The organism is Nonomuraea sp. NPDC059023, assembly GCF_042740095.1.
In the GTDB taxonomy this organism is placed as follows: Bacteria; Actinomycetota; Actinomycetes; order Streptosporangiales; family Streptosporangiaceae; genus Nonomuraea.
Map to the genome: position 1 here is coordinate 22,999 of NZ_JBHYIO010000031.1, position 26,243 is coordinate 49,241.

General features: G+C 71.8%; 26 protein-coding genes. 13 read left to right on the forward strand and 13 right to left on the reverse strand.

Annotated elements, in window-relative coordinates; all coding sequences use genetic code 11:
* Positions 1 to 190: 190 nt before the first annotated feature.
* Both ACFWYW_RS40390 and ACFWYW_RS40395 read left to right on the forward strand, forming a co-directional pair.
* A complete protein-coding gene (locus ACFWYW_RS40390) occupies positions 191 to 1,030 on the forward strand; it encodes a LysR family transcriptional regulator (RefSeq protein ID WP_379625044.1) in 840 nt (279 codons plus the stop codon).
* 16 nt (positions 1,031 to 1,046) lie between these two features.
* Positions 1,047 to 1,670: a MerR family transcriptional regulator gene (locus ACFWYW_RS40395; protein ID WP_379625042.1), complete on the forward strand. Its 624-nt coding sequence runs from the start codon at positions 1,047 to 1,049 to the stop codon at positions 1,668 to 1,670.
* Between the two features lies 1 nt (position 1,671).
* Here ACFWYW_RS40395 and ACFWYW_RS40400 read toward each other — a convergent pair whose 3' ends face one another.
* The 3 genes from ACFWYW_RS40400 to ACFWYW_RS40410 are packed head-to-tail and all read right to left on the reverse strand — an operon-like array spanning position 1,672 to position 4,170.
* A complete protein-coding gene (locus ACFWYW_RS40400; RefSeq protein WP_379625040.1) occupies positions 1,672 to 2,433 on the reverse strand; it encodes an SDR family NAD(P)-dependent oxidoreductase in 762 nt (253 codons plus the stop codon).
* A gap of 19 nt (positions 2,434 to 2,452) precedes the next feature.
* The gene (locus ACFWYW_RS40405) at positions 2,453 to 3,307 is read right to left on the reverse strand and encodes an RNA polymerase sigma-70 factor (protein WP_379625086.1); all 855 of its coding nucleotides are present in this window, start codon (positions 3,305 to 3,307) and stop codon (positions 2,453 to 2,455) included.
* Positions 3,307 to 4,170, reverse strand: a complete 864-nt coding sequence (locus tag ACFWYW_RS40410) for an NAD-dependent epimerase/dehydratase family protein (RefSeq protein WP_379625038.1) — start codon at positions 4,168 to 4,170, stop codon at positions 3,307 to 3,309. Before ACFWYW_RS40410 ends, ACFWYW_RS40405 begins: the two co-directional genes overlap by 1 nt.
* Before the next feature lie 88 nt (positions 4,171 to 4,258).
* On the opposite strand from ACFWYW_RS40410, the gene ACFWYW_RS40415 reads away from it, so the two are divergent.
* Positions 4,259 to 4,933 carry a ThuA domain-containing protein gene (locus tag ACFWYW_RS40415; protein WP_184967134.1) on the forward strand — a complete coding sequence of 225 codons (675 nt, stop codon included), beginning with the start codon at positions 4,259 to 4,261 and terminating at the stop codon, positions 4,931 to 4,933.
* A 5-nt stretch (positions 4,934 to 4,938) separates the two neighbouring features.
* Here the strand turns inward: ACFWYW_RS40415 and ACFWYW_RS40420 are convergent, their stop codons facing one another.
* Positions 4,939 to 5,538: a TetR/AcrR family transcriptional regulator gene (locus ACFWYW_RS40420; protein WP_379625036.1), complete on the reverse strand. Its 600-nt coding sequence runs from the start codon at positions 5,536 to 5,538 to the stop codon at positions 4,939 to 4,941.
* Positions 5,539 to 5,590: 52 nt separating this feature from the next.
* On the opposite strand from ACFWYW_RS40420, the gene ACFWYW_RS40425 reads away from it, so the two are divergent.
* The 3 genes from ACFWYW_RS40425 to ACFWYW_RS40435 all read left to right on the forward strand — a co-directional run bounded on the left by ACFWYW_RS40425 (position 5,591) and on the right by ACFWYW_RS40435 (position 9,421).
* Complete coding sequence (locus tag ACFWYW_RS40425; RefSeq protein ID WP_379625034.1) at positions 5,591 to 6,217, forward strand: NAD(P)-dependent oxidoreductase; 627 nt, start codon at positions 5,591 to 5,593, stop codon at positions 6,215 to 6,217.
* Between the two features lie 70 nt (positions 6,218 to 6,287).
* Entirely contained in the window at positions 6,288 to 7,937 is a 1,650-nt protein-coding gene (locus ACFWYW_RS40430) for an FAD-dependent oxidoreductase (protein ID WP_379625032.1), read from the forward strand.
* Positions 7,934 to 9,421, forward strand: coding sequence for an ATP-binding protein (locus tag ACFWYW_RS40435; RefSeq protein ID WP_379625030.1), 1,488 nt, complete (start codon positions 7,934 to 7,936; stop codon positions 9,419 to 9,421). The genes ACFWYW_RS40430 and ACFWYW_RS40435 overlap by 4 nt, the downstream gene beginning before the upstream one ends.
* Here ACFWYW_RS40435 and ACFWYW_RS40440 read toward each other — a convergent pair.
* The 4 genes from ACFWYW_RS40440 to ACFWYW_RS40455 form a co-directional block, all read right to left on the reverse strand.
* Positions 9,418 to 11,154, reverse strand: coding sequence for a hypothetical protein (locus ACFWYW_RS40440; protein WP_379625028.1), 1,737 nt, complete (start codon positions 11,152 to 11,154; stop codon positions 9,418 to 9,420). The genes ACFWYW_RS40435 and ACFWYW_RS40440 overlap by 4 nt on opposite strands.
* Before the next feature lie 62 nt (positions 11,155 to 11,216).
* Positions 11,217 to 12,431: an alpha/beta fold hydrolase gene (locus ACFWYW_RS40445; protein ID WP_379625026.1), complete on the reverse strand. Its 1,215-nt coding sequence runs from the start codon at positions 12,429 to 12,431 to the stop codon at positions 11,217 to 11,219.
* Positions 12,391 to 13,344 carry a LysR family transcriptional regulator gene (locus tag ACFWYW_RS40450; RefSeq protein ID WP_379625023.1) on the reverse strand — a complete coding sequence of 318 codons (954 nt, stop codon included), beginning with the start codon at positions 13,342 to 13,344 and terminating at the stop codon, positions 12,391 to 12,393. Before ACFWYW_RS40450 ends, ACFWYW_RS40445 begins: the two co-directional genes overlap by 41 nt.
* 4 nt (positions 13,345 to 13,348) lie before the next feature.
* Positions 13,349 to 14,269 (reverse strand): carbon-nitrogen hydrolase family protein, encoded by a 921-nt coding sequence (locus ACFWYW_RS40455; protein WP_379625021.1) that lies wholly within the window; start codon positions 14,267 to 14,269, stop codon positions 13,349 to 13,351.
* Between the two features lie 67 nt (positions 14,270 to 14,336).
* Here ACFWYW_RS40455 and ACFWYW_RS40460 point away from each other — a divergent pair, with 67 nt between their 5' ends.
* Positions 14,337 to 15,392, forward strand: a complete 1,056-nt coding sequence (locus ACFWYW_RS40460) for an LLM class flavin-dependent oxidoreductase (protein WP_379625019.1) — start codon at positions 14,337 to 14,339, stop codon at positions 15,390 to 15,392.
* 37 nt (positions 15,393 to 15,429) lie between these two features.
* Positions 15,430 to 16,944, forward strand: coding sequence for an AMP-binding protein (locus ACFWYW_RS40465; RefSeq protein WP_379625017.1), 1,515 nt, complete (start codon positions 15,430 to 15,432; stop codon positions 16,942 to 16,944).
* Here the strand turns inward: ACFWYW_RS40465 and ACFWYW_RS40470 are convergent.
* Complete coding sequence (locus ACFWYW_RS40470; protein ID WP_379641239.1) at positions 16,929 to 17,519, reverse strand: TetR/AcrR family transcriptional regulator; 591 nt, start codon at positions 17,517 to 17,519, stop codon at positions 16,929 to 16,931. The genes ACFWYW_RS40465 and ACFWYW_RS40470 overlap by 16 nt on opposite strands.
* 77 nt (positions 17,520 to 17,596) lie before the next feature.
* Between ACFWYW_RS40470 and ACFWYW_RS40475 the strand changes: the two genes are divergently transcribed.
* The gene (locus ACFWYW_RS40475) at positions 17,597 to 18,727 is read left to right on the forward strand and encodes a cytochrome P450 (RefSeq protein WP_379620643.1); all 1,131 of its coding nucleotides are present in this window, start codon (positions 17,597 to 17,599) and stop codon (positions 18,725 to 18,727) included.
* Here the strand turns inward: ACFWYW_RS40475 and ACFWYW_RS40480 are convergent.
* Positions 18,724 to 19,608, reverse strand: a complete 885-nt coding sequence (locus ACFWYW_RS40480; RefSeq protein WP_379620641.1) for a cyclase family protein — start codon at positions 19,606 to 19,608, stop codon at positions 18,724 to 18,726. The genes ACFWYW_RS40475 and ACFWYW_RS40480 overlap by 4 nt on opposite strands.
* A gap of 29 nt (positions 19,609 to 19,637) precedes the next feature.
* Between ACFWYW_RS40480 and ACFWYW_RS40485 the strand changes: the two genes are divergently transcribed.
* Complete coding sequence (locus ACFWYW_RS40485) at positions 19,638 to 20,768, forward strand: serine hydrolase domain-containing protein (RefSeq protein WP_379620639.1); 1,131 nt, start codon at positions 19,638 to 19,640, stop codon at positions 20,766 to 20,768.
* A gap of 5 nt (positions 20,769 to 20,773) precedes the next feature.
* On the opposite strand, the gene ACFWYW_RS40490 is transcribed toward ACFWYW_RS40485, so the two are convergent.
* Genes ACFWYW_RS40490 through ACFWYW_RS40500 form a run of 3 tightly spaced genes read right to left on the reverse strand, consistent with a single transcriptional unit; the run spans position 20,774 to position 23,832 of the window.
* Positions 20,774 to 21,568, reverse strand: a complete 795-nt coding sequence (locus ACFWYW_RS40490; RefSeq protein ID WP_379620637.1) for an SDR family NAD(P)-dependent oxidoreductase — start codon at positions 21,566 to 21,568, stop codon at positions 20,774 to 20,776.
* A 5-nt stretch (positions 21,569 to 21,573) separates the two neighbouring features.
* Positions 21,574 to 22,185 carry an isochorismatase family cysteine hydrolase gene (locus ACFWYW_RS40495; RefSeq protein WP_379620635.1) on the reverse strand — a complete coding sequence of 204 codons (612 nt, stop codon included), beginning with the start codon at positions 22,183 to 22,185 and terminating at the stop codon, positions 21,574 to 21,576.
* 42 nt (positions 22,186 to 22,227) lie between these two features.
* Entirely contained in the window at positions 22,228 to 23,832 is a 1,605-nt protein-coding gene (locus tag ACFWYW_RS40500; protein WP_379620633.1) for a BCCT family transporter, read from the reverse strand.
* A gap of 109 nt (positions 23,833 to 23,941) precedes the next feature.
* Between ACFWYW_RS40500 and ACFWYW_RS40505 the strand changes: the two genes are divergently transcribed.
* The 3 genes from ACFWYW_RS40505 to ACFWYW_RS40515 are packed head-to-tail and all read left to right on the forward strand — an operon-like array spanning position 23,942 to position 26,237.
* A complete protein-coding gene (locus ACFWYW_RS40505; RefSeq protein ID WP_379620631.1) occupies positions 23,942 to 25,675 on the forward strand; it encodes a serine/threonine-protein kinase in 1,734 nt (577 codons plus the stop codon).
* A 26-nt stretch (positions 25,676 to 25,701) separates the two neighbouring features.
* Positions 25,702 to 25,917 carry a Zn-ribbon domain-containing OB-fold protein gene (locus tag ACFWYW_RS40510; protein ID WP_379620629.1) on the forward strand — a complete coding sequence of 72 codons (216 nt, stop codon included), beginning with the start codon at positions 25,702 to 25,704 and terminating at the stop codon, positions 25,915 to 25,917.
* The gene (locus tag ACFWYW_RS40515; protein WP_379620627.1) at positions 25,914 to 26,237 is read left to right on the forward strand and encodes a VOC family protein; all 324 of its coding nucleotides are present in this window, start codon (positions 25,914 to 25,916) and stop codon (positions 26,235 to 26,237) included. Before ACFWYW_RS40510 ends, ACFWYW_RS40515 begins: the two co-directional genes overlap by 4 nt.
* Positions 26,238 to 26,243 lie beyond the last annotated feature (6 nt).

The window sequence follows — 26,243 nt, forward strand, 5'->3', positions numbered from 1 at the left end:
CTCGGCGGCCGCCCACCGGGCCGGGGCGCGATCCGTCCCGGCGGGCGACGACAGTCGTCACGCTAGCCGGGCGCCCGTTGTTAGGCAAGCGCTTGCTCGGTTACCGGACGCTCGCGAAAAGTCACCGACACGAAACCGGGACTCGATCCGATGAAAGGCCGATGATGAAAGCCGATAAACGAGGTGATGGATGGATCTGCGCCAGGTGCGTTACGCCATTGCGATCGCGCGGGCGGGCAGCCTGCGCCGCGCGGCCGGCGTGCTGCACATCGCCCAGCCCACCCTCTCCGAGCAGCTCAAGGCGCTGGAGAGAGAGATCGGCGCGGAATTGTTCACCCGCTCGTCCAGCGGCGTGCGGCTCACCGAGGCGGGCGAGGTGTTCCTCGCCCAAGCCACCGTCGCCGTCGACGCCTTCGAACGCGCCGTGGCCGCCGCCCGCGGCAAGGGGCAGGCGCTGCGCATCGGCGTGGCGGACGGGCTCGGCGACGTGCAGGCGCGGCTGCTGTCCCACCTGCCCGGCGAGCCCCGGCTGCGCGTGGCGCCCATGAGCACCGCGGAGCAGATCGTCTCGATCACCGACGGCAGCCTGCAGGCGGGGCTCGGCTACGCCCCCGGCACGCTGCCGCGCGGCGTGGCCCGCACACTCATCCAGCGCGCCGCCGTCCACGCCCTGCTCCCCCGCGAGCACCCGCTGGCCACCCAGGACACGCTGCCGCTGGCCGCCCTGGCCGCCGAGCCGCTGGTCATGCCCGAGTCGGACGGCGGCCGGTTCCTGTCCGGCTTCGTCCGCCACCGCCTGCACCCCCGCCTCGGCCCGGCCGCCGCCACCCACGACCTGGCGGTGAACCTGGTCGAATCCGGCGCCGGCTACACCCTGTGCGTACGCAAGGGGACTCCCGTGCCGGAGGCGCTGGCGTTCGTGCCGATCGCGGAGGCGGTGCCGCCCATCGAGGTCGTCTTCCTGTGGAACCGCCAGGCGGAGGTGCACGACCTCGTCACCGCGGCCCGCCAGCTCGCACGCTCCGGCTAGACGTTATGGTCTACCGATGCGCATCTCAGAGCTGAGCGCCGAGTCCGGTGTCGCCCTGCCGACGATCAAGTACTACCTGCGTGAGGGCCTGCTCCACCCGGGTGAACAGCGCTCCGCCACGCGCGCCGACTACGACGACACGCACCTGCGCCGGCTCCGCCTGATCCGCGCCCTGCTGGAGGTGGGCAAGCTCCCCGTCGCCTCGATCAAGAAGATCATCGAGGCGGTGGACGACGAGAGCCTGCCCGTCCACACCATGCTCGGCACCGCCCACTACGCCCTCGCGCCCGAGGTCTCCCCCGCCGAGCCCGGCGACGAGCTGGAGGCCGCCCGCGCCGAGGTGGACCGGGTGGTCGCCGAGCACGGCTGGCGGGTGCTCCCCGACGCGCCGCCCAGGGCGGAGCTGGCCGAGATCCTCCTCAGGATGCGCAGCCTGGGCATGACACCGGACCTCGCCCCCTACGCCGAGGCCGCCGACCGGATCGTGCGCGAGTTCGAGATGGCGACCATCCCGTTCGACGGGCCGCGCGACGCCGCCGTGGAGGCGCTGGTGCTCGGCACCGTCCTGTACGGCAAGGCCTTCGACGCCCTGAGGCGCCTGGCCCAGGAGTCGGAGTCGGCCCGCCGCCTCAACCGCTGACTCAGGCGATCACGTGGGTCTCGCCGCCGTCGACGAGGAGCGAGGCGCCGGTGACGAAGGAGGCCGGTTCGCCGGCCAGGAACGCCACCACGTCGCCGATCTCCTGCGGGCGGCCGATGCGGCCCATGGGCGTGGCGGCGGCACGGGCGGCGAGGTTCTCGGCGCTGCCGGACAGCTCGCGCAGGCGGTCGGTGTCGACCGAGCCCGGCAGGACGTTGTTGATCAGGACGCCTTCCGCGGCCACCTCCCTGGCCAGGGTGCGTACGACGCCGGCGACGGCCGACCGGGTGGCGTTCGACAGGGCCAGGCCGTCGAGGGCCTCGCGGACCGAGCGGCTGGTGATCGTGACGATGCGGCCCCAGCGGCGCGCGCGCATCTCGGGCAGCACGGCGTGGATCAGGCGGACGGTGCCGAGAAGGTTGCGTTGGACGGCCACGTCCCACTCGGCCAGGCCCATGTCCACGAAGCGCCCGGCGGGCGGGCCGCCGGCGTTGGCCACCAGGATGTCCACGGGCCCGAGGACGTCGCGGGTCTCGGCCACCACCCGCGCCGCCGCCGCGGGGTCCTCCACGTCGGCGAGGACGGCGTGCACGACGCCGCCGAACTCCTGAAGCTCGACCACCGCGTCCGCGAGGCGTTCGGGGTTGCGCGCGCTCACGCAGACGTTGGCGCCCTCCCTGGCCAGAGACTTGGCCGAGGCCAGGCCGATGCCCGCGCTGCCGCCGGTGACCAGTGCTACCTTGCCCGCGATGCCGAGATCCATACGGGCGACTATAAGCCGATCATGGGCGGATCCGCGTGAGCTTGTCGGGGTTGAGGACGCCGAGCATGGAGACGATCTTGCCATCGCGGATCTCCAGGCTGACGAGCTGGTCGGCGCCGCCCACCTTGGTGATCAGCGCCGGATGGCCGTTGGTCTCGCCGAGCCGCATGTCGCTGAACAGGTAGCGCGACATGAGGCCGTTCAGGAAGGCGATGACCTTGTCCCGGCCGTGGATCGGCTTGAGCGCCGCGCGCACCTTGCCGCCGCCGTCGTTCCAGATGACCACGTCGTCGTGCAGGAGCGAGGTGAGCGCGGCCAGGTCGCCGCCGGCCGCGGCCTCCATGAAGCGCGTCAGGAGCTCGGTGTGCTGCTGGGCCGTGGGGGTGAAGCGGTCGCGGCCCTCGGCCAGCCGTACGGAGGCCCGGTGGTGCATCTGCCTGGCGTTGGCCTGCGTCACGCCGACGATCTCGGCGATCTCCGGGTACGGGAGCTCGAAGGCCTCCCGGAGCACGAACACCGCCCGCTCCGGCGGCGACAACCGTTCCATGAGATGGAGGGTCGCGAAGGCCACGGTGTCGCGCAGTTCGACGGTGTCGAGCGGGCCCACCTGCGCGGCGGGCACCGGCTCCGGCAGCCACGGCCCGGTGTACGCCTCCCGCTTGACCCGCGCCGAACGCAGCTGGTCCAGCGCCAGGCGCGAGACCACGGTCACCAGGAACGCCCGCGGCTCCCTGACGTCTGCCCGGTCGGTGGCCTGCCAGCGGATCCAGGCTTCCTGGACGACGTCCTCCGCGTCCCACATGCTGCCGAGCAGGCGGTACGCCAGCCCGAGCAGCATAGGGCGGTGTTCCTCGAATGCGTCCACGCCCAGCATCATGCCTTCTCGGGGAGGAAGGCCGAGTGGCGGGGCCGCCAGTTGAGCTGGAGCCGGGCGCGGGTGTTGTCGGCGCCGCGCAGGCCGGTCATGAACGCCACGCCCCAGCCGCCCACGGCCGGCCTCGCCATCTCGACGGGCACGCGCATCGGCTCCGGCGCGCCGAGCCGGGCGGCCAGCGCGGGCAGCCACTCGGCCATGGTGACCGGGGTGTCGTCGACCACGTTGAGCGCGCCGGTGAGATCGCGGTCGAGTGCGGCGACGACCGAGGTGGCCGCGTCGTGGGCGCTGGTGAAGGAGAACACCGAGCCGCCCTCCCCGACGACGGGCAGCTGACCGGCCAGGATCGCCTGAGTGGTGGAGCCGCCGGCGTCGTAGGCGGTGCCGGGGCCGGTCAGGTGGCCGAAGCGCAGCACCAGGCCGCCCGCCCGCGCGGTGAGCGACTCCAGTTCGAGCAGCGCGTCGCGGACCGCCGTGAACTCCGCGGGCGGTTCCCGCCAGAGCGGTGTCTCCTCGTCGGCGGGGCCGTCGCCGGGCTCGTAGGCGTAGGCGAGACTCTGGCTGATGATCCGCGCGTCCGGCGCGGCCTCGATGAGCGTGCGGGTGCCCTCGGTGCGCAGGCGGTTGGTCGGTTCCATGTCCCGCGCGAAGGTGAGCGGGTTGATCGCGTGCGGAATCGCGGTCAGCAGGTTGACGATCACATCGGGCGCGGCCGCGCGGACGTAACGCACCGCCGCGTCGTGGTCGAGCGCGTCAAGACCGGTGGACCGCGCCCCCGCGATCACCTCATGGCCGACCGCGTCCAGCAGCGGGACCAACTGGCGGCCGATCGCTCCGGTGGCTCCGGCGACGAGAACTCTCATGATCACTCCAAGACTTATGGCAGGCGGTGTCGCCTACTGGACGGAACACCCCCTTGGGTTGTGACAACTTCCGTGATGAGGTTTGTGGGTGGCGAGAAATCTGATCCTTTCCGGAGGCCTCTTCCACGACTTCGAGGCCACGTCGGCGGCGTTGGCCGAGGTGCTGGCCGAGGTGGGTGTCGAGTCCGAGATCACCGAGGACATCGCCGGCGCGCTGAGCGAGCCGACGGAGGTGCCGCTCATCACCGTCAACGCGCTGCGCTGGCGGATGGACCTCGACCGCTTCGCCGACCAGCGCGAGCGATGGCGCTTCGAGCTGCCCGCGCAGGCGCGCACGACGCTGCTCGACCACCTCGACCGCGGCGGCGGGCTGCTGTGCATGCACACGGCGGCGATCTGCTTCGACGACTGGCAGGGCTGGCCGAGGGTGCTCGGCGGCTGCTGGACCTGGCCCAAGTCCCATCACCCGCCGCTGGGCTGGACGGGCGTGCGGGTGCACGGCGGCCACCCGATCGTGGCCGGGCTGCGCGACTTCGACCTTGTGGACGAGGTCTACAGCGACCTCGACGTGCTGCCCGACGTTCGGCCGCTGGCCTCGGCGAACGGCCAGCCCCTCGTCTGGGCCCGTCCGGTACGGCGCGGCCGCGTCGTCTACGACGCCCTGGGCCACGACACCCGCTCCTACGACAACGAGGTCCACCGCACCCTGCTGCGCCGGGCGGCGCTGTGGCTGCTGAAGCGGCCGGTGGAGTTCAGCGAGTAGAGGGGTCAGCGAGTAGAGCTGAGCAGGGTGGCGACGACGGCGCGCGCGTAGTCCTCGTCGCTCACCGCCTGGTCCACGAAGTACGACAGGTGGGCCCGGTGGTAGCAGGCGCCCATCAGCAGGGAGGCGAAGGCGTCGCAGTCGGCGCCGGCGGCGATCCGCCCGCTTTCCTGCTCGGAGCGCAGGATCGTGGCCAGGATCCGGATCGGCAGGTGCGGTCCGGCGTCCAGGTTCGCCAGCATCCCGCGGAACGTCCCGAGCAGCGGCGGGTCGCCGATCATGCCGGAGGCGATGGGCGCGGTGCTGGTGTAGAAGGTGATGGCGGCGAGCGCGAACTCTGTCAGGTGGGTGTGCAGGTCGCCTTCCCCCGCCGCGGCGTGCAGCCGTCTCAGCGGCGGGGCGAGCGCGGGCATGCGCTCCAGGATCACCGCCAGGAACAGTTCCTCCTTGGCGTTGAAGTGCTTGTAGAGCAGCGCCTCCGAGCATCCGGCCAGCCGGGCGATGCGCTTGGTGGTGGCACCGGCGATGCCGTGCTCAAGAATGGCCTGGTAGGCGGCCTCGATGATGCGCTCGCGAGTCTGCTCGGCTTGACGGTGAGTAGGCACTCACCCATCATAGAGGTGAGTGAGCATTTACTCACCAGAAGGGACCGTACAGATGAAACTCACCGTCTACGGCGCGACCGGCGGCACCGGTCGCCTCTTCGTCGACCAGGCGCTGCGCGAGGGCCACGTGGTCACCGCGGTCGCCCGCCGCCCGGAGGCGGTCACGGCGGAACATCCGGGGCTCACCGTGGTGGCCGGCGATGTCATGGAGGCCGGGACGCTGACGATCGAGCCCGACTGCGACTCCGTCGTCTTCCTCGCCGGCCCGGCCAGGAGCGGCCCGCCCACGGTCTACTCCGAGGGCGTGCCCAACGTGGTCGGCGCCATGGACGCCGCCGGGGTCAAGCGCCTCGTGCTGGTCACCAACGGCATGATGAACGGCCCGTCCGACACGGCGGCGCAGCGGCTGACCAAGATCGTCATCCGCTCGCTCTTCCTGAGGACGCCCTACCAGGACAACGTCCGCGTGGACCGGTGGATCCGCGACAGCCCGCTCGACTGGACCGTCGTCCGCCCGCCCCGCCTGCTCGACTCCCCCGCCCGCGGCGCCTACCGCACCGCCGTCGACGACTGCGTGCGCGGCGGGATGTCCATCGGCCGCGCCGACCTGGCCGACGCCGTGCTCCGCGTGCTGCCCGACCCGGACACCCACCGGCACACCGTCGACGTCGCGTACTGAGGCGGCGGCTTACCTCTTCATTGGAAAAGCCATGACATCCTTCCCTTAGGAACCTTGGGAAGGGACGGGCATGGACAAGCCGGTCATCGTGACAGTTGACGACGACCCTGGCGTGTCGCGGGCAGTCGCCCGCGACCTCAGACGCCGGTACGGCCAGCAGTACAGAATCGTCCGCGCGGAGGCGGCGCAGCAGGGCATGGACGCCGTCAAGGAGATGCGGCTGCGCGGCGACGACGTGGCGGCCATCCTCGCCGACTACCGGATGCCGCAGATGAACGGCGTGCAGTTCCTTGAGGCCGCGATGGACATGTACCCCTTCGCCCGCCGCGTCCTGCTCACCGCCTACGCCGACACCGACGCCGCGATCCAGGCGATCAACGTGGTCGACCTCGACCACTACCTGCTCAAGCCCTGGGACCCGCCGGAGGAGAAGTTCTACCCGGTCATCGACGACCAGCTCGACGCCTGGCAGCGCACCGACCGCAAGGAGCGGGCCGAGCTGCGGGTGATCGGCGACCGGTGGTCGTCGGGGTCGTACAAGGTGCGAGACTTCCTGTCCCGCAACCAGGTGCCCTACCAGTGGATGCTGGCCGACGACCCGGAGGCGACCCAGCTCATCGCCGCCGCCGGCGAGGACTGCCGGCTGCCGCTGGTGGTCACCGCGGGGGGCGACACGCTGGAGGCGCCCGACCAGGCCACGCTCGCCATGTCCGTGGGCCTGTCCACCACGCCGGCCACCGACTTCTACGACCTGATCGTCATCGGCGGCGGCCCCGCCGGGCTGGGCGCGGCCGTGTACGGAGCCTCGGAGGGCCTCAACACCGTCCTGGTCGAGTCGCTGGCCACCGGCGGCCAGGCCGGGCAGAGCTCCAGGATCGAGAACTACCTGGGCTTCCCCGACGGCGTCTCCGGCGCCCAGCTCGCCGACCGGGCCCGCCGCCAGGCGCTGAAGTTCGGGGCCGAGATCCTCACCGCCCGCAAGGTCGCCAGCCTGGAGCCGCGCGGCCAGGCCCGGGTGATCGGCTTCCACGACGGCGGCGAGATCGCCGCGCACGCCGTCATCCTGGCGACCGGCGTCAGCTACCGCAGGCTGACCGCCCCCGGCCTGGACGACTTCGTCGGCCAGGGCGTCTACTACGGCGCCGCCCTCACCGAGGCCCCCTCGTGCAGGGACAGCGAGGTCTGCATCGTGGGCGCGGCCAACTCGGCCGGGCAGGCCGCCGTCTACCTGTCGGGATTCGCGAGCAAGGTCAATTTGTTGGTGAGAGGTGACGGACTGGAGGCCTCCATGTCGCACTACCTCATCGAGCAGATCGCGGCGATCCCGAACATCGAGGTCCACGTGCAGACGCACGTGACGGCCGGGCACGGTGACGGGCATCTGGAGCGGGTGACCGTCTCCACCAAGGGCGAGGAACGCGACATCGACACCCAGTGGATGTTCGTGTTCATCGGGGCCGAGCCGTACACCGACTGGATGGGCGAGGCCGTGGAGCGTGACACGCGCGGATTCGTGCTGACCGGGCCCGACCTGGTGCAGGGCGGCAAGCGGCCGCGTAACTGGTCGGCGCGGCGGGAGCCGTACTTCCTGGAGACCAATGTGCCCGGGGTGTTCGCGGCCGGCGACGTGCGGGCCGATTCGATCAAGCGGGTGGCCTCGGCCGTCGGCGAGGGGGCGATGGCCGTCTCGCTCGTGCACCGTTACCTGGAGAAGCAATGACCGATCTACACGGTGAACACCTGGACGCGGCGTGCGCGGTCGTCGACAGCGGCCACGGGCCCATCGACATAGACGAACTGCGCAAGCTCTTCCTGTTCGAGAAGCTCACCGACGGGCAGCTCACCAAGCTGGCGATGAGCGGCAAGGTGGTGGAGTTCGCCGCCGAGGAGAACATCGTCACGCAGGGCGAGCCGGCCGAGTGCTTCGCGGTGCTGATCTCCGGTGAGATCCAGATGATCCAGGAGACCCTCAGCGCGGGCACGGTCGCCATGCCCCGCACCTCCCAGCCCGGCGTGTACGGCGGAGCCACCTCCGCGTACCTGGCCGACCGGGCGCCGGACACCTACCAGCACACGCTGCGCGCGACGGCGCCGACGCGGATGTTCATCCTGCCGGGCAAGAAGTTCGCGCACATCGTGACCGAGTGGTTCCCGATGGCGATGCACCTGCTCGACGGCGTGCTGTCCGGCGGCAGGATGCAGCGGGAGATCATCGACCGGCGCCAGCGGCTGACCGCCCTGGGCACGATCACCGCGGGACTGACCCACGAGCTGAACAACCCCTCCGCCGCGGCGGTGCGGGCGGTGGGCGAGCTGCGCCAGCTGATCAAGGACTCCCGCATACAGCTCGCGCAGCTGGCCGAGGACGGGATACCGCCGAGCAAGCTCCGGCACATGATCGAGATGCAGGACGAGTGCGCGAGCGCCGTCGGGCAGCTTCCGCCCCGCAGCCCGCTGGAGATCTCCGACGCCGAGGACGAGCTGGGCGAGGCGCTGGAGGCCATCGGCGTCAGCGACGCGTGGGACCTGGCGCCCGCGCTGGTCAACGCGGGCTTCGACCAGATGAACCTGGACAAGATCACCCAGAAGGTGGGCCGCGAGCACGTGCCCGGCGCGCTGCGCTGGCTGGCCGAGGCGGTCGAGATCTCGCAGATGCTCAACGAGGTGACCGAGGCCACCGAGCGCATCACCAAGCTGCTGGCCTCGGCCAAGCAGTACTCGCAGATGGACCGCGCGCCGTTCCAGATGGTCGATGTGCACGACCTGCTGGACAGCACGGTCACGATCTTCCGCGGCAAGATCGGCCCGGGGATCACCGTGGTCACCGACTACGACCGCACGCTGCCGACGATCCCCGCCTACGCCGGCGAGCTCAACCAGGTGTGGACCAACCTGATCCACAACGCCCTGGACTCCATGGGCGAGGAGGGCACGCTCACGATAAGGACGGCGCACGACGAGGACGAGGCGATCATCGAGATCGGCGACACCGGTCCCGGCGTGGCCGAGGCCATAAAGGATCGTATCTTCGAGCCGTTCTTCACCACGAAGACCGTCGGGCAGGGCACCGGCCTCGGGCTGGACATCTCCTACCGGATCGTGGCGGGGCGGCACAGGGGCGAGCTCAAGTGCCGGTCGGTGCCGGGTGACACCTGGTTCGAGGTACGGCTACCGCTCAAGGAGACCGTCCAGACCCAGGCTTAGCAGGCGGTCCAGGTCACCCAGCCCGGGCCGCGTCCGCTGACCTTCCAGCCCGCCGGGGGCGCGCCCGCCTCCGGCGCGGCCACGACCGTGCACAGGCCCTCTGGCAGGGGGCCGTCGGCCGGTCTCACGCGCTCGACCGCGGTCCAGTGCACCCGGTGGATCAGATGCACCCAGATGTTCCACTTCACCCGGGTGTCCAGGCCGATACGGCCGTGCGTGAGCCTGGGCAGGCCGTCGTTCCCCGTCGCCGGGGCCGACTTGGGCGCGAGGTCCGCCGCGAACGCCACGTTGGGCACGGCCAGCGCGAAGGCCAGCACCAGCGCGCCGCCCGCCGCCCTCGTGCGCATCGGCCCCCTTGTACGGACCAGCGCCGCGGCGGTGATCGCGGCCAGCAGGATGAGCGCCGCGACCGAGGCGCCCACCGGGTCGAACCGGTCGCGTACACCGCTGAGGAAGGCGGTCTCCGGGAAGTCGAAGGCGATGTAGTGGTAGCGGGTCAGCCGGTCGCCCGCGTACCAGGCGGCCAGCCCGCCGGACAGCGCCAGCAGCCCCGCCGCCGACGACGCGCCTGCCAGGGCCGCCCGCCGCCGCGAGCGCAGCAGCGTCGCCAGCCCCACGAGTGTCCACGCCACCGCCACGCAGGCCAGGTAGCGCCCGTAGGCGTAGTTGCCGACCCGGTGCTCGTCGGGCAGGGCCGCCGACGACGCGTACGCGATGCCCAGGGTGAGCGCGAGCGCCGCCCCCGCCGTCACCCGGTACGGCGAGCCCCCGCGCACCAGCACCACCAGGGCCGCCACGATGCCGACCCCGGCCATGCCCCAGGTGGCCGTGACCAGGTACCAGAGCTGCCCGGCCGCCCCGGCCAGCGACCGCGCCTGCCCTTCCAGGCTGGTCATCCGCTCCAGCGCCAGCCCGGACAGGTCCTTGATCCCGCTGGGGTACAGGGCGGCCTTGAGCCGGGCGTTGACCAGCATCCCCGCGCCCCCGGCGACCGCGGCGGCTCCCAGCGCCCAGAGCCCGGCCCGCAGGGACACCCGCCGCGCGACCAGCACCCCGAGCACACCCACCACGAAGACCCCGAACAGGATCGCCCCGCGCATGTGCATGGCCATGGCAAGCCCGGACAGCGACCCGGCCACCACCCCGGGCACCACGACCCGCCCCGCCACGGCCCCGCGCGTCACGGTCTGGCCCGCCACGGCCCCGCGCGTGACCAGGTCGTGGAAGGCGACCAGCCAGCCCAGCACCAGCGTCGGCAGCACCGCGTCCACCAGCGCCAACCCGGCGAACACCAGCAGCGACGGCGCCAGCCCTGCCACGAACGCCAGCGCGAGCGCCGCCCGCCGCCCGAGCGCCAGCCGCCGCAGCACCAGGTACGCCAGCGGAAAGGCCGAGGCGGAGGCCACCGCCCCGAGCCCCGCCACCAGCCGGTAGACGGTGGCCGGGTCGGTGCTCAGCCAGTAGAGGGGCGCCAGCAGCAGTGGGTAGCCGCCCTGGTAGAAGGTGCTGCCGGAGTAGTCGCCGCCGGGCCCGCCGGCCAGCCAGCGGGCGGCCAGCAGGTAGCCGACCTCGTCGGGGTTGGCCACGGGCCCCGTGTGGTAGCGGAACAACCACAGCCGCAACACCAGGTGCGCGAGCCAGCCGCCGGCCAGCAACCACGGCAGGCGCGCGGGACGAGAACGGGATACGGGCGCCGGTCCGGCGACCGGGCGATCGATGACTGACGTCTGCATAGTGCGGCGATTCCATCGATCACCGCCTAACCCGCCCGTTACCCGATCCGGTTATGCGGGCGTTATGCCTGTCCCGCGATCATGTCTATGAGCCGGGCGGAGATCTTCTCGCCGTCGGCGCGGAAGCCGTTGTGCTCGTACTCGTTGGTCACCCAGGTACGGACGTTGCCCACGCGGGCCGCGGTCTCCAGCGACAACCCCGCGTCCACGTACATGTCGTCGTGGTAGACCACCGCGGCCACGGGCACCTGGTTGCCGGCCAGGCGGTCCGGGTCGTAGAGCGGGCCCAGGGTGGCGTCGGCGGCGAGCGCGTGCGCGGCCTCCCGGTAGGGGCGCAGGGCGCGGATCTCGTCGAACATCCACGGGTAGGTCATCTCGCCGGTGAACGTGCCGGGCTCGTCGAGCTCCTTGGGGCGCAGCCGTTCCGCCGACCAGTCGGTGGCGGCGCCCTGGGCGTAGCAGGGCTCGTGCATGAGGGCGTACAGGGGGGCGCCGATGAAGCCGGTCGCGGCCATCACTCCGTAGAGGAAGGTGTCGGACAGGCGATCGCCCGCCCACGCCTCGTCCAGCAGCCAGTGCACGCTCTCGAAGCCGTCGCTCATGCCGAACTGCATGCCGAGCATCTGGAAGCGGCGGTGGGTGAGCACGTCGCCGTCGGGCAGCACGACCTCGTTGGCCAGCAGGTGGTCCGCGACGCGCTCGACCACGGCGGCGTCCTCGGGGTAGCGCCGGTAGTACGCCGCGGTCTTCTCCACGACCCTCGGGTAGGTGCGGGCGTAGACGTCGTCGGCGGTGGCGGTGAGGCCGGGCAGGCCGCCGGTGATGTGGCAGGCCTTGAGGCCCTCGGGGGCCAGCGACAGGTAGGTCATGGTGAGGAAGCCGCCGTAGCTCTGGCCCCAGGTCTCCCACCGCTCGACGCCGAGCGCCTTCCTGATGTGCTCGCAGTCGCGCACGATCGAGTCGGCGCGGAAGTGGCGGTAGTAGCCGGCGCCGGCGGGCTGGGCGGGGGTGCTCCTGCCGGTTCCGCGCTGGTCGAGCAGGAGTACGCGGTGGGTCTTCAGGATGTGGCGGAAGTGGGCCTTGCCGAACAGGCGGGGGGACTTTCCGCCGGGGCCGCCCTGCAGGAACACCGCCCACGGCAGGTCGTCGCCGGCCTTGGGCGGGTCGGCGATCTCGCGGGCGAAGACCTGGATGGCGGGGCCGCCCGGGTCGTCGTGGTCGAGCGGAACGGTGAACTCATGGTCGACGGCGGTCAGGCCGGGCATCGTCACTCTCACCCCGCAACCCTAGCCAGCCCACGTATCTCGGCCGTTCCCGGGCATGTGCCGCGAAGATCTCCGCGGCCAGCCGCCGTACCTCGCCGGACCGCTCGGCCACGGCGCCGTCCGGATGCCACACGAGCAGGTGGCGCATCGTCAGCGGCGTCCCGGCCAGCGGCCTGATCACCAGCCCCGGGCTTTCGGCGAACGTTGCCCGGCAGGGCGCGACCGCGCCGCCCGCGGTGACCATCTCCCTGATCACCCAGCCGTCCGAGGCCTTGTGCGGGGTACGCGGCGCGAACCCGGCGCGTACGCAGGCCAGCAGGAAGCACTCGGGCCAGCCGCCGCCGTCCGGCGGCGCCAGCACGAACGACTCCCCCGCCAGCTCGGCGAGGTCGATCTCCGCCCGTACGGCCAGCCGGTGCCGCTCCGGCAGCGCGATGAAGACCGGCTCCTCGGCGATGACCTCGCAGCGCAGCGGCGTGGGCGGGCGCAGCTCGTGCTCGCGGTAGTCGGCCACGACCGCGGCGTCCAGGCGTCCGGCGGCGACCAGGTCGCACAGCAGCCGGGGCGAGTCGTCGGTGAAGGAGCTGACCTGGTCGCCCAGCCGTTCGATGAGGCCGGGCAGGATCGGGCCGGCGACGCCGCCGAGCCGTACCCCTCCTTGGGGGTGTGCGGCGGCGCCGCGGACGAGCTCGTCCATGCCCATGAGCAGCAGCCGCGAGCGCTCCAGCACGTACTCGCCGAGCGCGGTGGGCTCCACGCCCTGCCTGCCGCGCGCGAACAGTTTGCCGCCGAGCGCCCGCTCGATGCGCTGGAGCTGCGCGGTGAGCGCGGGCTGCGAGGTGCCCAGCGCGGCGGCGGCCTTGGTCAGGCTGCCCGCGTCGGCGATGGCGCAGACGGTGCGCAGGTGGCGTAGTTCCAGGCTCATGGCGTCACTCGGTGAAGTCGGCGGCGCCGAGGCGGCGGCGGTTCACCTCCAGGCGCAGGACGTCCGGCCGGTTGTAGTGGCCGGCCGGGTCGAAGGCCTGGCGTTCGCCGCGCACGACCGCGGGGTCGATGTCGGCGACGACCAGGCGTTCCTCGCCGGAGACCGGCTCGACGATCCACTCGCCGTCGGGTCCGGCGATGGCCGAGCCGCCGTCGGCGCGCGAGCCGAGGTCCTTCAGCGCCTCGTAGAACGGGAAATCGGCGGGCACGTCGGCATAGGAGAACAGGGCGCCGGCGGCCAGCGAGTAGACGCGGCCCTCGCGGGCGACGAAGCGGGTGATGTCCTTGGTCAGGCTCGTGGATCCGGGCCAGACGGAGACGTGCAGGTCGATGCCCTGGGCGTAGAGGGCCTGCCGGGCGGTGGGCATCCAGTTCTCCCAGCAGTTGAGCCCGCTGACCCTGATGTCCTTGTACGCGTGGGCGCGCAGGCCGTGCCCGTCGCCGATGCCCCACACGAGGCGTTCCTCGAAGGTGGGCATGAGCTTGCGATGGGCGGAGACGACGCCGTGGTCGGGCGAGATGGCGACCAGCGTGCAGTAGACGGTGCCGACGGAGCGCTCGGTGATGCCGAGGTAGGTGAAGACGCCGAGGTCGCGCACGGCCTCGGTGATCGTGGCCAGCTCGGGGCCGTTCAGCTCGACGGCGGCGTCCAGGTAGTAGGCGTAGGCCCGCTTCTGGTCGGCGTTGCCGAACTGCGCGCCGTTGGTCTTGTCCACCCAGAACGGATAGCCGGACAGGAACGTCTCGGGGAAGGCGACCAGGTCGATCTCACCGGCGCGGGCCTGCTTGAGAACGTCGAGGACCTTGGCCGTGCCGGCCTGGGGATCGAGCCAGGGGCAGCGGGCCTGGGCGGCGGCGATTCGCATGGCGTGATCCTATAGCTCCTGATACGCTACCCAAGCGAGCGCTTGGTTCACCGTGAGGGGCTGACGCATGAAGTTCTCGACCTTCCACCTTTTCCACCGGTTCGACGGCCAGAGCTTCAAGGACGTCTACGACTACCACCTGGAGCTCATCGAACTGGCCGAAGAACTGGGCTTCGACGGGGTACGGCTGGCCGAGCACCACTTCCGCGACTACGGCGTCGTGCCGAACCTGTTCACGCTGCTGGCCCACGCCGCCGCCCGTACCACGCGGATCAGGCTCGGCACCGGCATCGTCGTGCTGCCCCTGCACAACCCGATCCACGTGGCCGAGGAGGCCGCGCTCGTGGACGTCCTCTCCGGCGGCCGGCTCGACCTGGGCATCGGCCGCGGCTACCAGAGCTTCGAGTTCGAGGGCTTCGGCATCGACCTGGCCGAGGCGCGCGACCGCTTCAACGAGGCGCTGGAGGTCGTGCTCGGCCTCTGGACCTCCACCGAGTTCCGGCACGAGGGCAAGTTCTACAAGACCGGGGCCGAGGTCACGCTGACCCCGCGGCCGCTGCAGAGCCCGCACCCGCCCATCCACGTGGCCGCCGTCTCCCCCGAGACCGTCACCATATACGCCGAGCGCGGGCTGCCCATCCTGGCCGACCCGGCGGCGACGTTCAGGAAGGTCGCGAACGCGGCCGAGCGCTGGCGCGAGACCGCCCGCCAGGCGGGCCACGCCGGGGACGCCGACCTGGTGGTGGCGCGCAGCGTCTACGTCGCGCCGACGGTCGAGCGGGCCCGCGCGGACCAGGCCCGCTTCGAGGCCGCCTTTGACCGCTCGCGCATCTTCAACGAAAAGAGCGCGCCGATCGACCCCAAGACCGGCAAGGCCGCCCAGGGCTTCGAGTACTACCAGGACCGCTACCTCAAGGGCGGCGAGGTCTCCAACGACTTCCGCTGGGAGCAACTGGAGGTGATCGGCGACCCGGCCCGGGTGATCGAGCAGATCACGCTGCTGCGCGACGCCGGCTTCTCGAACCTGCTGTGCGACTTCGGCAGCACCCGGCCGCTGCCGCTGGAGGAGATGAAGCAGGTGATGCGGTTCTTCGCCGCCGAGGTCATGCCCGCCTTCCGCTGATATTTCATGAAGCCTCACCCCCCCACCAGGAGGCGCGATGATCCACAACCTGACCCTCTCCGACGTCCTGTCCGAGCACGCGCGCAGCCGCCCCGGGACCACCGCGGTGGTCGACGGCGAGGTACGCCTGACCTACCCCCACCTCGACGCCCGGGTGTCCAGGCTGGCCAGCGCCCTGGCCGGGCGCGGGGTGGCGGCGGGAGACCGGGTGCTGTGGCTGGGACAGAACGCGCACGCCATCCTGGAACTGCTGCTGGCCTGCTCCCGCCTGGGCGCCGTCTTCTGCCCGGCCAACTGGCGGCAGTCGGCCGGCGAGCTGGGCTTCGTCCTGTCCGACCTCTCGCCGAAGGTCGTGGTGTGGGAGCACTCCGACACCACCGCCGCACTGGTGCCCGGCTCCGGCCTGGCCGACGTCGACACGCCCGCGTCGTGGGTGCGGGCGGGCGAGGAGTACGAGGAGTTCCTTGCCTCGGGGGAACCGCATGACTTCCCGCCGGTCGAGGACACGGCGCCGGTGCTGGCCCTGTACACGGCCGCGTTCGACGGACGGCCGAACGCCGCGTTGCTGAGCAGCGCCGCGCTGGTGGCGCACAGCGCCTCCCTGCTCGTGGTCCGCCAGATGGAGCCCGGCTTCACCTTCCTGGGAAACGGGCCGCTGTTCCACGTGGGCACGATGATGTTCTGCCTGGCCACGTTGCAGATCGGGGGCACGAACGTGCTCATGCCCGCCTTCGACGCCGAGGAGCTGTGCCGGCTGGTCGACGCGGAGAAGGTCACGCAGGCGTTCCTGTTCGGGCAGATGATCGACGCCGTGGTGGCGGCCAACGCGGGCGGCAAGTACGACCTGTCCTCGCTGCGCTTCGTCTCCCACTCGGCCGAGTGGGACGAGATGACCACCGTGGACGACTCGCCGTGGTGCCGCTCCAAGATGGGCGGCTACGGGCAGACGGAGGTGGGCGGAATGCTGACCTTCCTGGGCCTGGCGCCGGGCGCGGCGGGTTTCGCCGGCCGCCCCTCGCCGCTGGTCCAGGTCCGCATTCTGGCTCCCGACGGTACGGAGCTGCCGCCGGGCGAGGTGGGCGAGATCTGCGCTCGCGGCAAGAGCCTCTTTTCCGGATATTTCGCCCGTCCGGAGCTGAATGCCGCTAAGTCGGCGTACGGCTGGCACCACACCGGCGACCTCGGCCGCCGCGAACCCGACGGCACCATCACCTTCGTCGGCCCCAAACTCCGGATGATCAAGTCGGGGGCCGAGAACGTCTACCCCGCCGAGGTCGAGCGGGCGCTCAAGGCGCACCCCGCCGTGGCCGACGCCGCCGTCATCGGGGTGCCCGACGAGCGCTGGCACCAGGCCGTCAAGGCGGTCGTGGTGACCAGGTCCGGGCACACGGCCACAGCGGAGGAGTTGATCGAGCACGTCAGGGCCACGCTGGCGAGCTACAAGAAGCCGCGCGAGGTGGTCTTCGCCGAGGAGATCCCGAAGAAGGGGTTCACCCCCGACTACGACGCCCTCGACGAGAGCTACGGCGGCGGCAACTACCCCGGCGTGTAGTCCAGCGGGAGCCCGGCGGCGAGGTGGGCCAGCGCCCGGTCGATCTCGGCCGGGCCGTCCATGTCCGGATCCTTGGCCCAGTCGAACCAGACGCTGACGACGACGCCGACGATCGCGCCGGTGATGTTGCGCATCTCCGGGTCGCCGGCCGGACGGCCGGACCGCTCCGCCAGCATCTCCTGGATCGTCCTGATCGCCCCGCTGACGTTCTCCAGGCTCGCCGTCCACAGCTCGGGCACGGTCAGCATGAGCTTCTCGCGTTCGAGCCCTTCGGCGACCTCCTCCTCGCTCTGCGCGGCGAAGATGGCCCGCATGGCCTGGCGCATGGCCTCGACCGGGTGCAGGTCGCCGGACAGCGCGTCCAGCGCCTGCACGAACGGAGGGAACTGGTCGAGCAGCACCAGGTCTTCCTTGGTGGCGAAGTAGCGGAAGACCGTGCTGGGCGCGACTTCAGCGGCCTCGGCGACCTGCTCGATCGTGGTGGCCGCGTACCCCTGCTCGCGGAACAGGCGTAGGGCCTCCTTCTGGATCAAGGCCTTCGTCCTGGCTTTCTTGCGCTCGCGCAGCCCGCTCATGATCCCCATTCTGCCGCTCCGCGACGTCTGCCACAAAATGGTGGTCAACTTTGAAATAGGAGTCTACTCTCAAAATTATGGAATTCCCGAAGACGTTCAGCAACCGCCCCGAGCTGCCCATCACCCGCGTGGCGTCCTACGACGGCCACCCCGGCTGGCTGGTCACCCGGCACGCCACGGTCAGGCAGGTGCTGGCCGATCCGCGCTTCAGCGCCCGGCAGGACCTGCGGCGCCCGATGTTCCGGCCCGTACGGGTCAACGGGCCCCGCGAGCCGGCCGCGCCCGGCTGGTTCTCCGCCATGGACGCGCCCGAGCACACCCGCTACCGGCGCCACCTGCACACCTGGTTCACCGCCCGCAACCTCAGGAAGCTCGAACCCCGGGTCACCGAGATCGCCCGCGAGCTCCTGGACGCCATGGACGACCCGGCCGACCTGGTCCGCGACTACGCGCTGCCGCTGCCGTCCCGGGTCATCTGCGAGATCCTCGGCGTGCCGTACACCGACCACGAGTTCTTCGAGGCCGAGACCGCGATCGTCGCCGCCTACGAGCCGGAGTCCGCCAGGGCCGCCATGATCCGGCTGACCGGCTACATCCGCGAACTGGTCGAGCGCGGGCCGGAGGAGGGCGTGCTGGCCGAGCTGATCGAGAACGGCAGCGGCCTCACCCACGAGGAACTCGCCAACATCGGCCTCGGCCTGCTGAGCGCCGGGCACGAGACGACCGCGCACATGATCTCGCTCGGCGTGCTCGCGCTGCTGGAGCACCCCGGCCAGCTCGCCGCGCTGGCCGCCGATCCGGAGCTCATGGACTCGGCCGTCGAGGAACTGCTGCGCTACCTGTCGATCCTGCATCTGGGCGCGCCCAACCGGGTCGCGCTGGAGGACGTCGAGCTGGACGGCGTCCTGGTCCGGGCGGGCGAGACGGTGACCGTCAGCCTGCCCGCCGCCAACCGCGACCCCGAGGTGTTCACCGCCCCGGAGCGCCTCGACCTCGCCCGCCCCGAGGCGCGCGAGAACGTCGGCTTCGGCCACGGCGCCCACCTGTGCCTCGGCCACAACCTCGCCCGGATGGAGATGGCCGTCGCCTATCGGGAGCTGTTCGCGCGCCGTCCGGCGCTGCGGCTGGCCGTACCCTCAGAGCAGGTCGTGCTGCGGCCGGACGCGGTGGTGTTCGGCGCGGTCAGCGTCCCCGTGACCTGGACCTAGAGGATCGCGAGCGGGTTGAGCGGGCTCGCGGTGCCGCCCACCAGCCGCAGCGGCGCCGCCACGAAGACGAAGTCGGTACGGCCGGCCGCCGCGAGCTCCTCCAGCCACAACATCTCGACAAGATGGATGCCGTGGCGGTGCAGCAGGATCAGGTGGAGATCGTCCTCCAGTTCCTCGTCGGCGAGCTGGTGTTCGTTCAGCCCGCCGACCGCCGCGTTGTCGCAGGCCACGACGGCCACGTCGCGCGCGGCCAGCCACCGTCCCGCGTCGGCGGACAGGCCGGGCTGCCCCGACCAGTACTCCTCGGGCGAGCGCCCCCACACCAACGGCCACCCGGTACGGATCACCGCCACGTCACCGGGCGAGACGTCGGCGACGGCGGCCAGTTCCCCGGGCGTGATCCGGTGCCCGGCCGGAAGGTGCTCCACCCCCAGATGGCGCGGCACGTCGAAGAGCACGCCCTTCGCCACCACCCCGCCCACCTGGTCGATCCCGCACTTCTTGGCCCCGTAGGAGCGGACCTCGGCGGCCGGGTGCCCGTTGTACAGTTCCTCGCCCGACCACATGTGGCACAGCGCGTCCATGTGGGTGGTGGTGCCGTGCGCGGAGACGATCAGCGCGTCGTCGGCCATGCGCAGGCCCGCGCCGACCGGCCGGGCGCCCGCGGCGAAGTCGGCGCCGTCGATGGACATGTAGTGCTGCGGCAGCGGCCTGCCGCGCAGGTGGGGGCCGCGGCGTCCGATCGGGCCGGCCAGGCTGACCACCTGGCCGGTGACGGCGGCGCGCAGCGCGCTCAGGACGGCGGGGCCGTTCAGGAGGTTGAGAGTGCCGCGCTGATCGTCTGGGCCGAAGCGGCCCCAGTTGTTAGGCTCGGAAACCAAGTAAGCGCTTCCTTTCATGCGGAGGTCTGATGCACTGCGATCCCCGGTTCTCGCGGGTGCGCGAGGTGTTCGAGCGGCAGTTCGCCGACGGCGAGGAACTTGGGGCGGCCTTCGCCGTCTATCTGGACGGCGAACTCGTCGTGGACCTGTGGGGCGGCGCCGCCGACCGTCACACGGGCCGCGCGTGGGACGCGGGCACACCGGTCTTCGCCTACTCCTGCACGAAGGCGCTGACCGCCGCCGTCGCGCTGAGCGTGATCGACGACGTCACCGCGCCCGTCACCCGCTTCTGGCCGGAGTTCGCCACGCGGGAGACGACCGTGGAACACCTGCTCACGCACCAGGCGGGGCTGCCGGTGATCGAGGACCCGGTGCCCGTCGAGTCGTTCGAGGACCTGCCCGCCATCGCCGGCCGCCTGGCCCGCCAGCGGCCCCTCTGGCAGCCCGGCACCGCCCACGGCTACCACGCGCTGACCTACGGCTTCCTGGTCGGCGAGGTGGTGCGCCGCGTGACCGGCCGTTCGATCGGCTCCCTGGTGGCCTCGGAGATCGCCGGCCCGCACGCCCTCGACCTCTGGGTGGGCGCCCCGGACGACGTGATCGACCGCGCCGCCCGCCTCACCACCCGCCCCCCATCCGGTACGGCTCCCGCTCCCGCCACCCCGATGCCCCCCGGCACCCCGGCGGCCGAGGCGGCCCTGGACCCGGACAGCCTCATGAACCGCGCCCTCGGCAACCCCGGCATGAACCTGCTCAAGGGCGGCGCCAACCACCCCGTCGTCCTGCGCGCCGGCTGGCCGGGAGCGGGCGTGGTCACCACCGCCAAAGCCCTGGCCGGCTTCTACCGGACCTTGATCGCCGGCGACCTCCTCCCCCGTGACCGCCTCAAGGACGCGCTGCGCCGCCGCGTGGAGGGACCGGACCGGGTACTGCTCCTGGACAGCTCGTTCGGCCTCGGCTTCTCCCGCCCCTCGACGACCTTCCTCACCCCGCCCAAGGCGGTGGAGGCGTTCGGCCACGGCGGCCTGGGCGGCTCCCTCGGCCTCGGCGACCCGGCCCGCGGGCTGGCCCTGGCCTACGTCATGAACCGCCTGGCCGGCAGCGTGACGGGCAGCCTGCGCGCGTACCGGCTGACCGAGGCCGTCTACGCCTGTCTCTGACGGGTTCAATGCATGGTGATGCCGCCGCTCACCGAGAGCGTCTGCCCGGTGATGTAGGCGGCCCGATCGGTACACAGGTAGGCGACCAGCCCGGCCACGTCGGCCGGTTCGCCGAGGCGGCGGAGCGGGATGCTCTTGGCGATCTTCTCGACCAGGCCGGGCTTCTCCTCCGCCACCCGGCGCAGCATCGGGGTGTCCGTCGGCCCGGGACAGACCACGTTGGAGGTGACGTTGCCCCGCGCCGCCTCCCTGGCCAGTGTCTTGGCCAGTCCGAACAGGCCCGCCTTGGTGGCCGCGTACGCGCCCTCCCCGCCGGAACCGGCCCGCGCGCCGTCCGATGAGACGAACACCAGCCGCCCCCACTCCCGCTCCAGCATCCCCGGCAGCAGCAGCTTGGTGAGCAGCATGGGCGCGCGCAGGTTGACCAGCCACATGAGGTCCCAGGCGGCCGGATCGCTGTCGACGAACGGCTCCACGATCGACACCCCGGCGTTGTGCACGAGGATGTCCACCGCCCCCACCTCCGCGCAGAACTCGCCGACTGAGTCGGCGTCGGCCAGGTCCACCCGGCGCGCCTCCGCCCGTCCCGGCCCCTCCGACCAGGCGGTCCCCCCTGAGTCCACGACCCAGGGGAACGTGTGCGCCAGTTCGGCCGCCACCTTGTCCGCCGTCTCCTGCTGGACGTCGGCCACGACCACGTGCGCGCCGAGCGACACGAGATCCGCGCAGATGGCGGCCCCGATGGCCCCGGCCCCGCCGGTCACCACCGCCCGCCGTCCGTCCAGCCGCAGTCCTTCCATCTCCCTCACCTCTTCCGCTCAGGAGCACCGCCCCACGCCGCGACGAGGTCCGCGGCACTCACGCGGGTGGCCAGCAGTCCCAGTGTGTGCTTCAGTACGGCTGCCGCATAGTCGTCCGGTACCCCCGCCACCGCGTCCTTGACCACGCTCACGCGGTAGCCGAGGTTGACCGCCTCCAGGGCCAGGCCGGGGATGCCGAGGTTGAGCGAGACCCCGGCCGCCACGACGGTGGTGACGCCGAGGGAGCGCAGCGTCATGTCGAGCGAGGTGCCGGTGAACGGCGAGAAGCCGTGGTGGCGCCGGTTCTCCAGGTCGCCGGGGGCCATCAGCCCGTCGAGGACCTCCACGGCCGCGGTGCCCTCCAGCATGTGCGCGGGGTCGCGGAGCAGTCCGGCGATGAACGGGCAGTTGTCGGTGTGCGAGCCGGCCCGGTCGGGGCGGAAGGCGGCGGTGCAGTGGATGACGGGTATCCCGGCGGCCCGTGCGGCGTCCAGGACGGCCGTGGTGTTGGCGACGACGTCGTGCTTGTCACAGGCGGCGACCAGTTCCGGAAATTTCGTGAGATCGCCGATGACACCCCGCTGCATCTCCATCACCAGCACAGCCGTTCCGCCCATCCAGACCTCCAGCCAAGCGCTTGCTTGCCTTGAAGCCTAACATCACGCGGGCCAGGAAGGCCTGTCGCGCGGCAGCTCCGAGGACGGAGCGTCCTCGTCACCCACCACGCGCTTGATCGCCACCCACAGGCCATAGGGATGCCCCCGCACCGGCAGCGGCCCCGCGCCCGGGTCCACCCGCAGCTCCTTCACCAGGGCGACGCACATCAGCATCATCACCATCACGAACGGCAGCGCGATGATGATCGTGGCCTGCTGCAGCCCGGTCAGGCCGCCGGAGATCAGCAGGACCACCGCCACCGCTCCGATCAGCACGCCCCACACGATCACCAGGGTGCGGGGCGGGTGCAGGGAGCCACGGGTGGAGAGCGAGCCGAGCACGAGCGAGGCCGAGTCGGCGCCGCTGACGAAGTAGAGGGCGATGAGCACCACGGCCACGACGGTGGTGACGGCGGCCAGCGGCAGGTTGTTCAGCAGGGCGAACAGCGCCGCCTCCGAGCCCTTCGCGATGGCGGGGGCGAAGTCGGCGGTCCCGGCGCGCTGCATGGTCAGCGCGCTGCCGCCGCTCACGCAGAACCAGATGACGCTGACCGCGCTCGGCACCAGCATGACGCCGACGATGAACTCGCGGATCGTGCGCCCGCGCGAGATGCGGGCGATGAACGCGCCGACGAACGGCGCCCACGACAGCCACCACGCCCAGTAGAAGATCGTCCAGGTGCCCAGCCACTCCTTGCTGGTGAACGCGCCGGTCCGCGTGGACATGGCGATGAGGTCGGACAGGTAGCCGCCGATCGAGGCGGGCACCAGGTCGAGGATGGCGACCGTGGGGCCGAAGACGAAGATGACGAGGGCAAGCACCAGCGCCAGGTACACGTTGACGGTGCTGAGCCACTGCACGCCCCCGTGCACCCCGGTCGCCGCCGAGATCACGAAGCACAGGGTCAGCACGATGATGATGATCACCTCGGCGCGCCGGCCGCTGAAGTCGAAGAGCTCGTTGAGCCCGTACTCCACCTGGAGGGCGCCGAGTCCAAGGCTGGTGGCGGTGCCGAAGACGGTGGCGAGGATGGCCAGCAGGTCCAGGACCCGGCCGATGCCCTTGCGCCGGCCGAACAGCGGCTCGAACGCGGCGCTGAACTGGTTGCCCCGCCCCTTGCGGAAGGTCGAGTACGCCAGCGCGAGCCCGGTGATCGCGTAGATGGCCCAGGGGTGCAGCGTCCAGTGGAACAGCGTGTACTCCATGGCCGTGCGCGCGGCCTCCGCGGTGCCCGTCTGGACGCCGATGCCGGGCGGCGGCTTGAAGTAGTGGGTCAGCGGCTCGGCGACGCCGTAGAACATGAGGCCGATGCCCATGCCGGCGGCGAACATCATCGCCATCCAGGCCAGCGTGGTGAACTCGGGGGTGTCGTCGTCGCGGCCGAGCCGTACCTTGCCATAGCGGCTGGCGGCGAGCACGAGCGCGAGCACCAGGAAGAAGTCGGCGGCCACCACGAACACCCAGCCGCAGTTGGTCAGGACCCAGCCCAGGGCGCTCGCGCCGACGGCGTTCAGCGACCCGGCGTTGACGGCGCCCCAGATCACGACGCCGAGCAGCAGGACCACGGCGATCGCGAACAACGGGACATCGGGCTTGTGCGTTCTCATTACACAGCGTCATACCCCAATAACGGAGGGCGAAATATCGCGTCGCGTGACAACCGGAACCGTGGGTGAGACCGTCGAACCGGAGACGGCTGTGTTATGGGGGTTCGCTTTGGTCCCTGGTTACCGCGAAGTTCGCCAGCTCGGCGCCGGCCGCACCGGCCGCGTGTTCCTCGCCACCTACCAGGCCACCGGCGCCTATGTGGCGATCAAGTACCTGAACGCCACCCTGCGCAGGGACGACGAGTTCATGGCCCGCTTCCGCGCGGAGTCCCCCCGGCTCGTCGAGATCGACGAGCCGAACGTGGTCACGTTCTACGAGTACGTGGAGACCGCCACCAGGGCCGCGGTGGTCATGGAGGTGGTCGACGGCGTCTCGCTGCGCACGCTGCTGACCGAGCACGGCCGTACCAGCCCGGAGGCGGCGCTCGTACTGCTCAAGGGCACACTGCTGGGGCTGGCCGCGGCCCACGACAAGGGCGTGGCGCACCGGGACGTCAAGCCGGAGAACGTCCTCGTGCAGGCCGACGGCACCGCCAAGCTGGCCGACTTCGGCGTCGTCGTGCACGCCGAGGAGCCCGGCGTGCCCGCGGGCAGCCCGCCGTACATGTCGCCGGAGCTCTGGACCCACGGTACGGCCGGCATCCCCGCCGACCTGTACGCCGCGGCCTGCGTGCTGTTCGAGTGCGTGAAGGGGCGGCCGCCGTTCCGGGCCGACGACATCGCCGCCCTGCGCGACAAGCATCTGGTGGAGCCGGTGCCGGTGGAGGTCGTCCCCGACACGCTGCGGGACCTGCTGCGGCGCGGGCTGGCCAAGGACCCTGCGGTGCGCTACGCCTCGGCCCGGCAGTTCGCGGCGGAACTGGAGGAGGACGCGGTCGCCGGGTACGGCCCCGGCTGGGAGCAGCGGGGCCGCCGCCACCTGGCCGAACTGGCCACGCTGCTGGCGCTGCGCTTCCCACTGGCCAAGCCGGACGCCGGCACCTCCCCGCCGGGCGCTCCGGAGGCGCGCCGCGAGCGCCGCAAGGTGAGCCTGCCCAGGCTGCCCCCGCACCTGTGGGTGGCGGGCGGAGCCGTGGCCGCGGTGCTGATCGGGCTCATGCTGTCGGGCGGGCGGCTGCCGCCCGGCCCCGGCATGCTGCTCGTCCCCCCGGACGAGGCCCCGCAGGGGGTGGCGCAGAGCCCCGCGACCTCCGCCAAGAAACCCGCCCCCTCGCGCTCCACGCCCCCGGCCTCCCCGAAGACCTCGCCGACCGGCCGGCCGGCGCGCACCGCCACCCGAAGCGTCAGCCCGCCCGGCGTGCCGACCGACGCGCCGCCGCCCAACCCGCCCACGTCCACCCCGCCCGCGTCCACCCCGCCCGCGTCCACCCCTCCGCCTGCGCCGACGTCCGCCCCGGCGCCCACGCCCACCGGCCGGGGACTGCCGCGCACCTCCGTGCGGTCGGCGAGCATCATGGGCTGGAGCGGGTCGGCCGGAGCGGTGCGGGTCGCGGCCTCCGGAGCCGGGCCGGTACGGCTGACGGTCTCTTACACGCGGCGCGAGGACGGCGAGAGCTCCCGCGTCGTGCACAGGGAGACGACCACGCTCAGCGGGCAGACCTCCTACACCTCGGGCTTCACCCGCGACCTCGGTGACGTGGGCTGCGGCGAGCGCGCGTACTTCGGCGTGGTGGTCCTGACGACGCCCGCGGCCGCCAACGGGCCGCAGGTGAGCGAGGTCGCCATGGACGGCCCGGCCTGCCCGTCGGCCTCGCCGTCGTCCGCCTCGCCCTCGCGCGGCGCCGCCTCTCCCCCGTCCCCCTCTTCTTCCTCGCCGTCGCCCTCCGAGCCTCTTGTTGACTAACCAAGCGTGCGCTAGCTTGGCAAGCGATGAAGCATGCCACCGTCTGCACGTTCACCGTGGTGTACCGCTCGTTCGTGCCCGAGTTCCGGGGGCGCGAGCCGTACGTGCTGGCCTGGGTTGACCTGCCCGACGGGACCCGCGCGTTCGGCCAGGTGATCGACTGTGCGCCCGGCGGCGTGCGCGTCGGGATGCCCGTCCGGATGACCCTCGTCGACGACCTACCCCAGTGGAGGCCAGCGTGAAGCTCGGCAACGTGTTCATCCCCGTCAAGGACCTCGACGAGGCGATCGCCTTCTACGGGCTGCCGGTCAAGTTCCGCGACGGCGACCGCTTCGCCGCCCTCGACGGCGGCGGGGTCACGCTCGCACTCGCCGCTCCGGCCGAGCACGTCACCGACGCCTGCGCGCCGTCCTACAAGGTCGATGACGTACGGCGGGCCGTACGGGATCTGGAAGCCCGCGGCGCGACCGTCCTCGCGCCGCCCGCGGCCGGTCCCCACGAGATCAGGGCGGTCCTGCGCGACCCCTCGGGCAACGTCTTCGTGCTGTACACGTCCCTCTGAACCGGA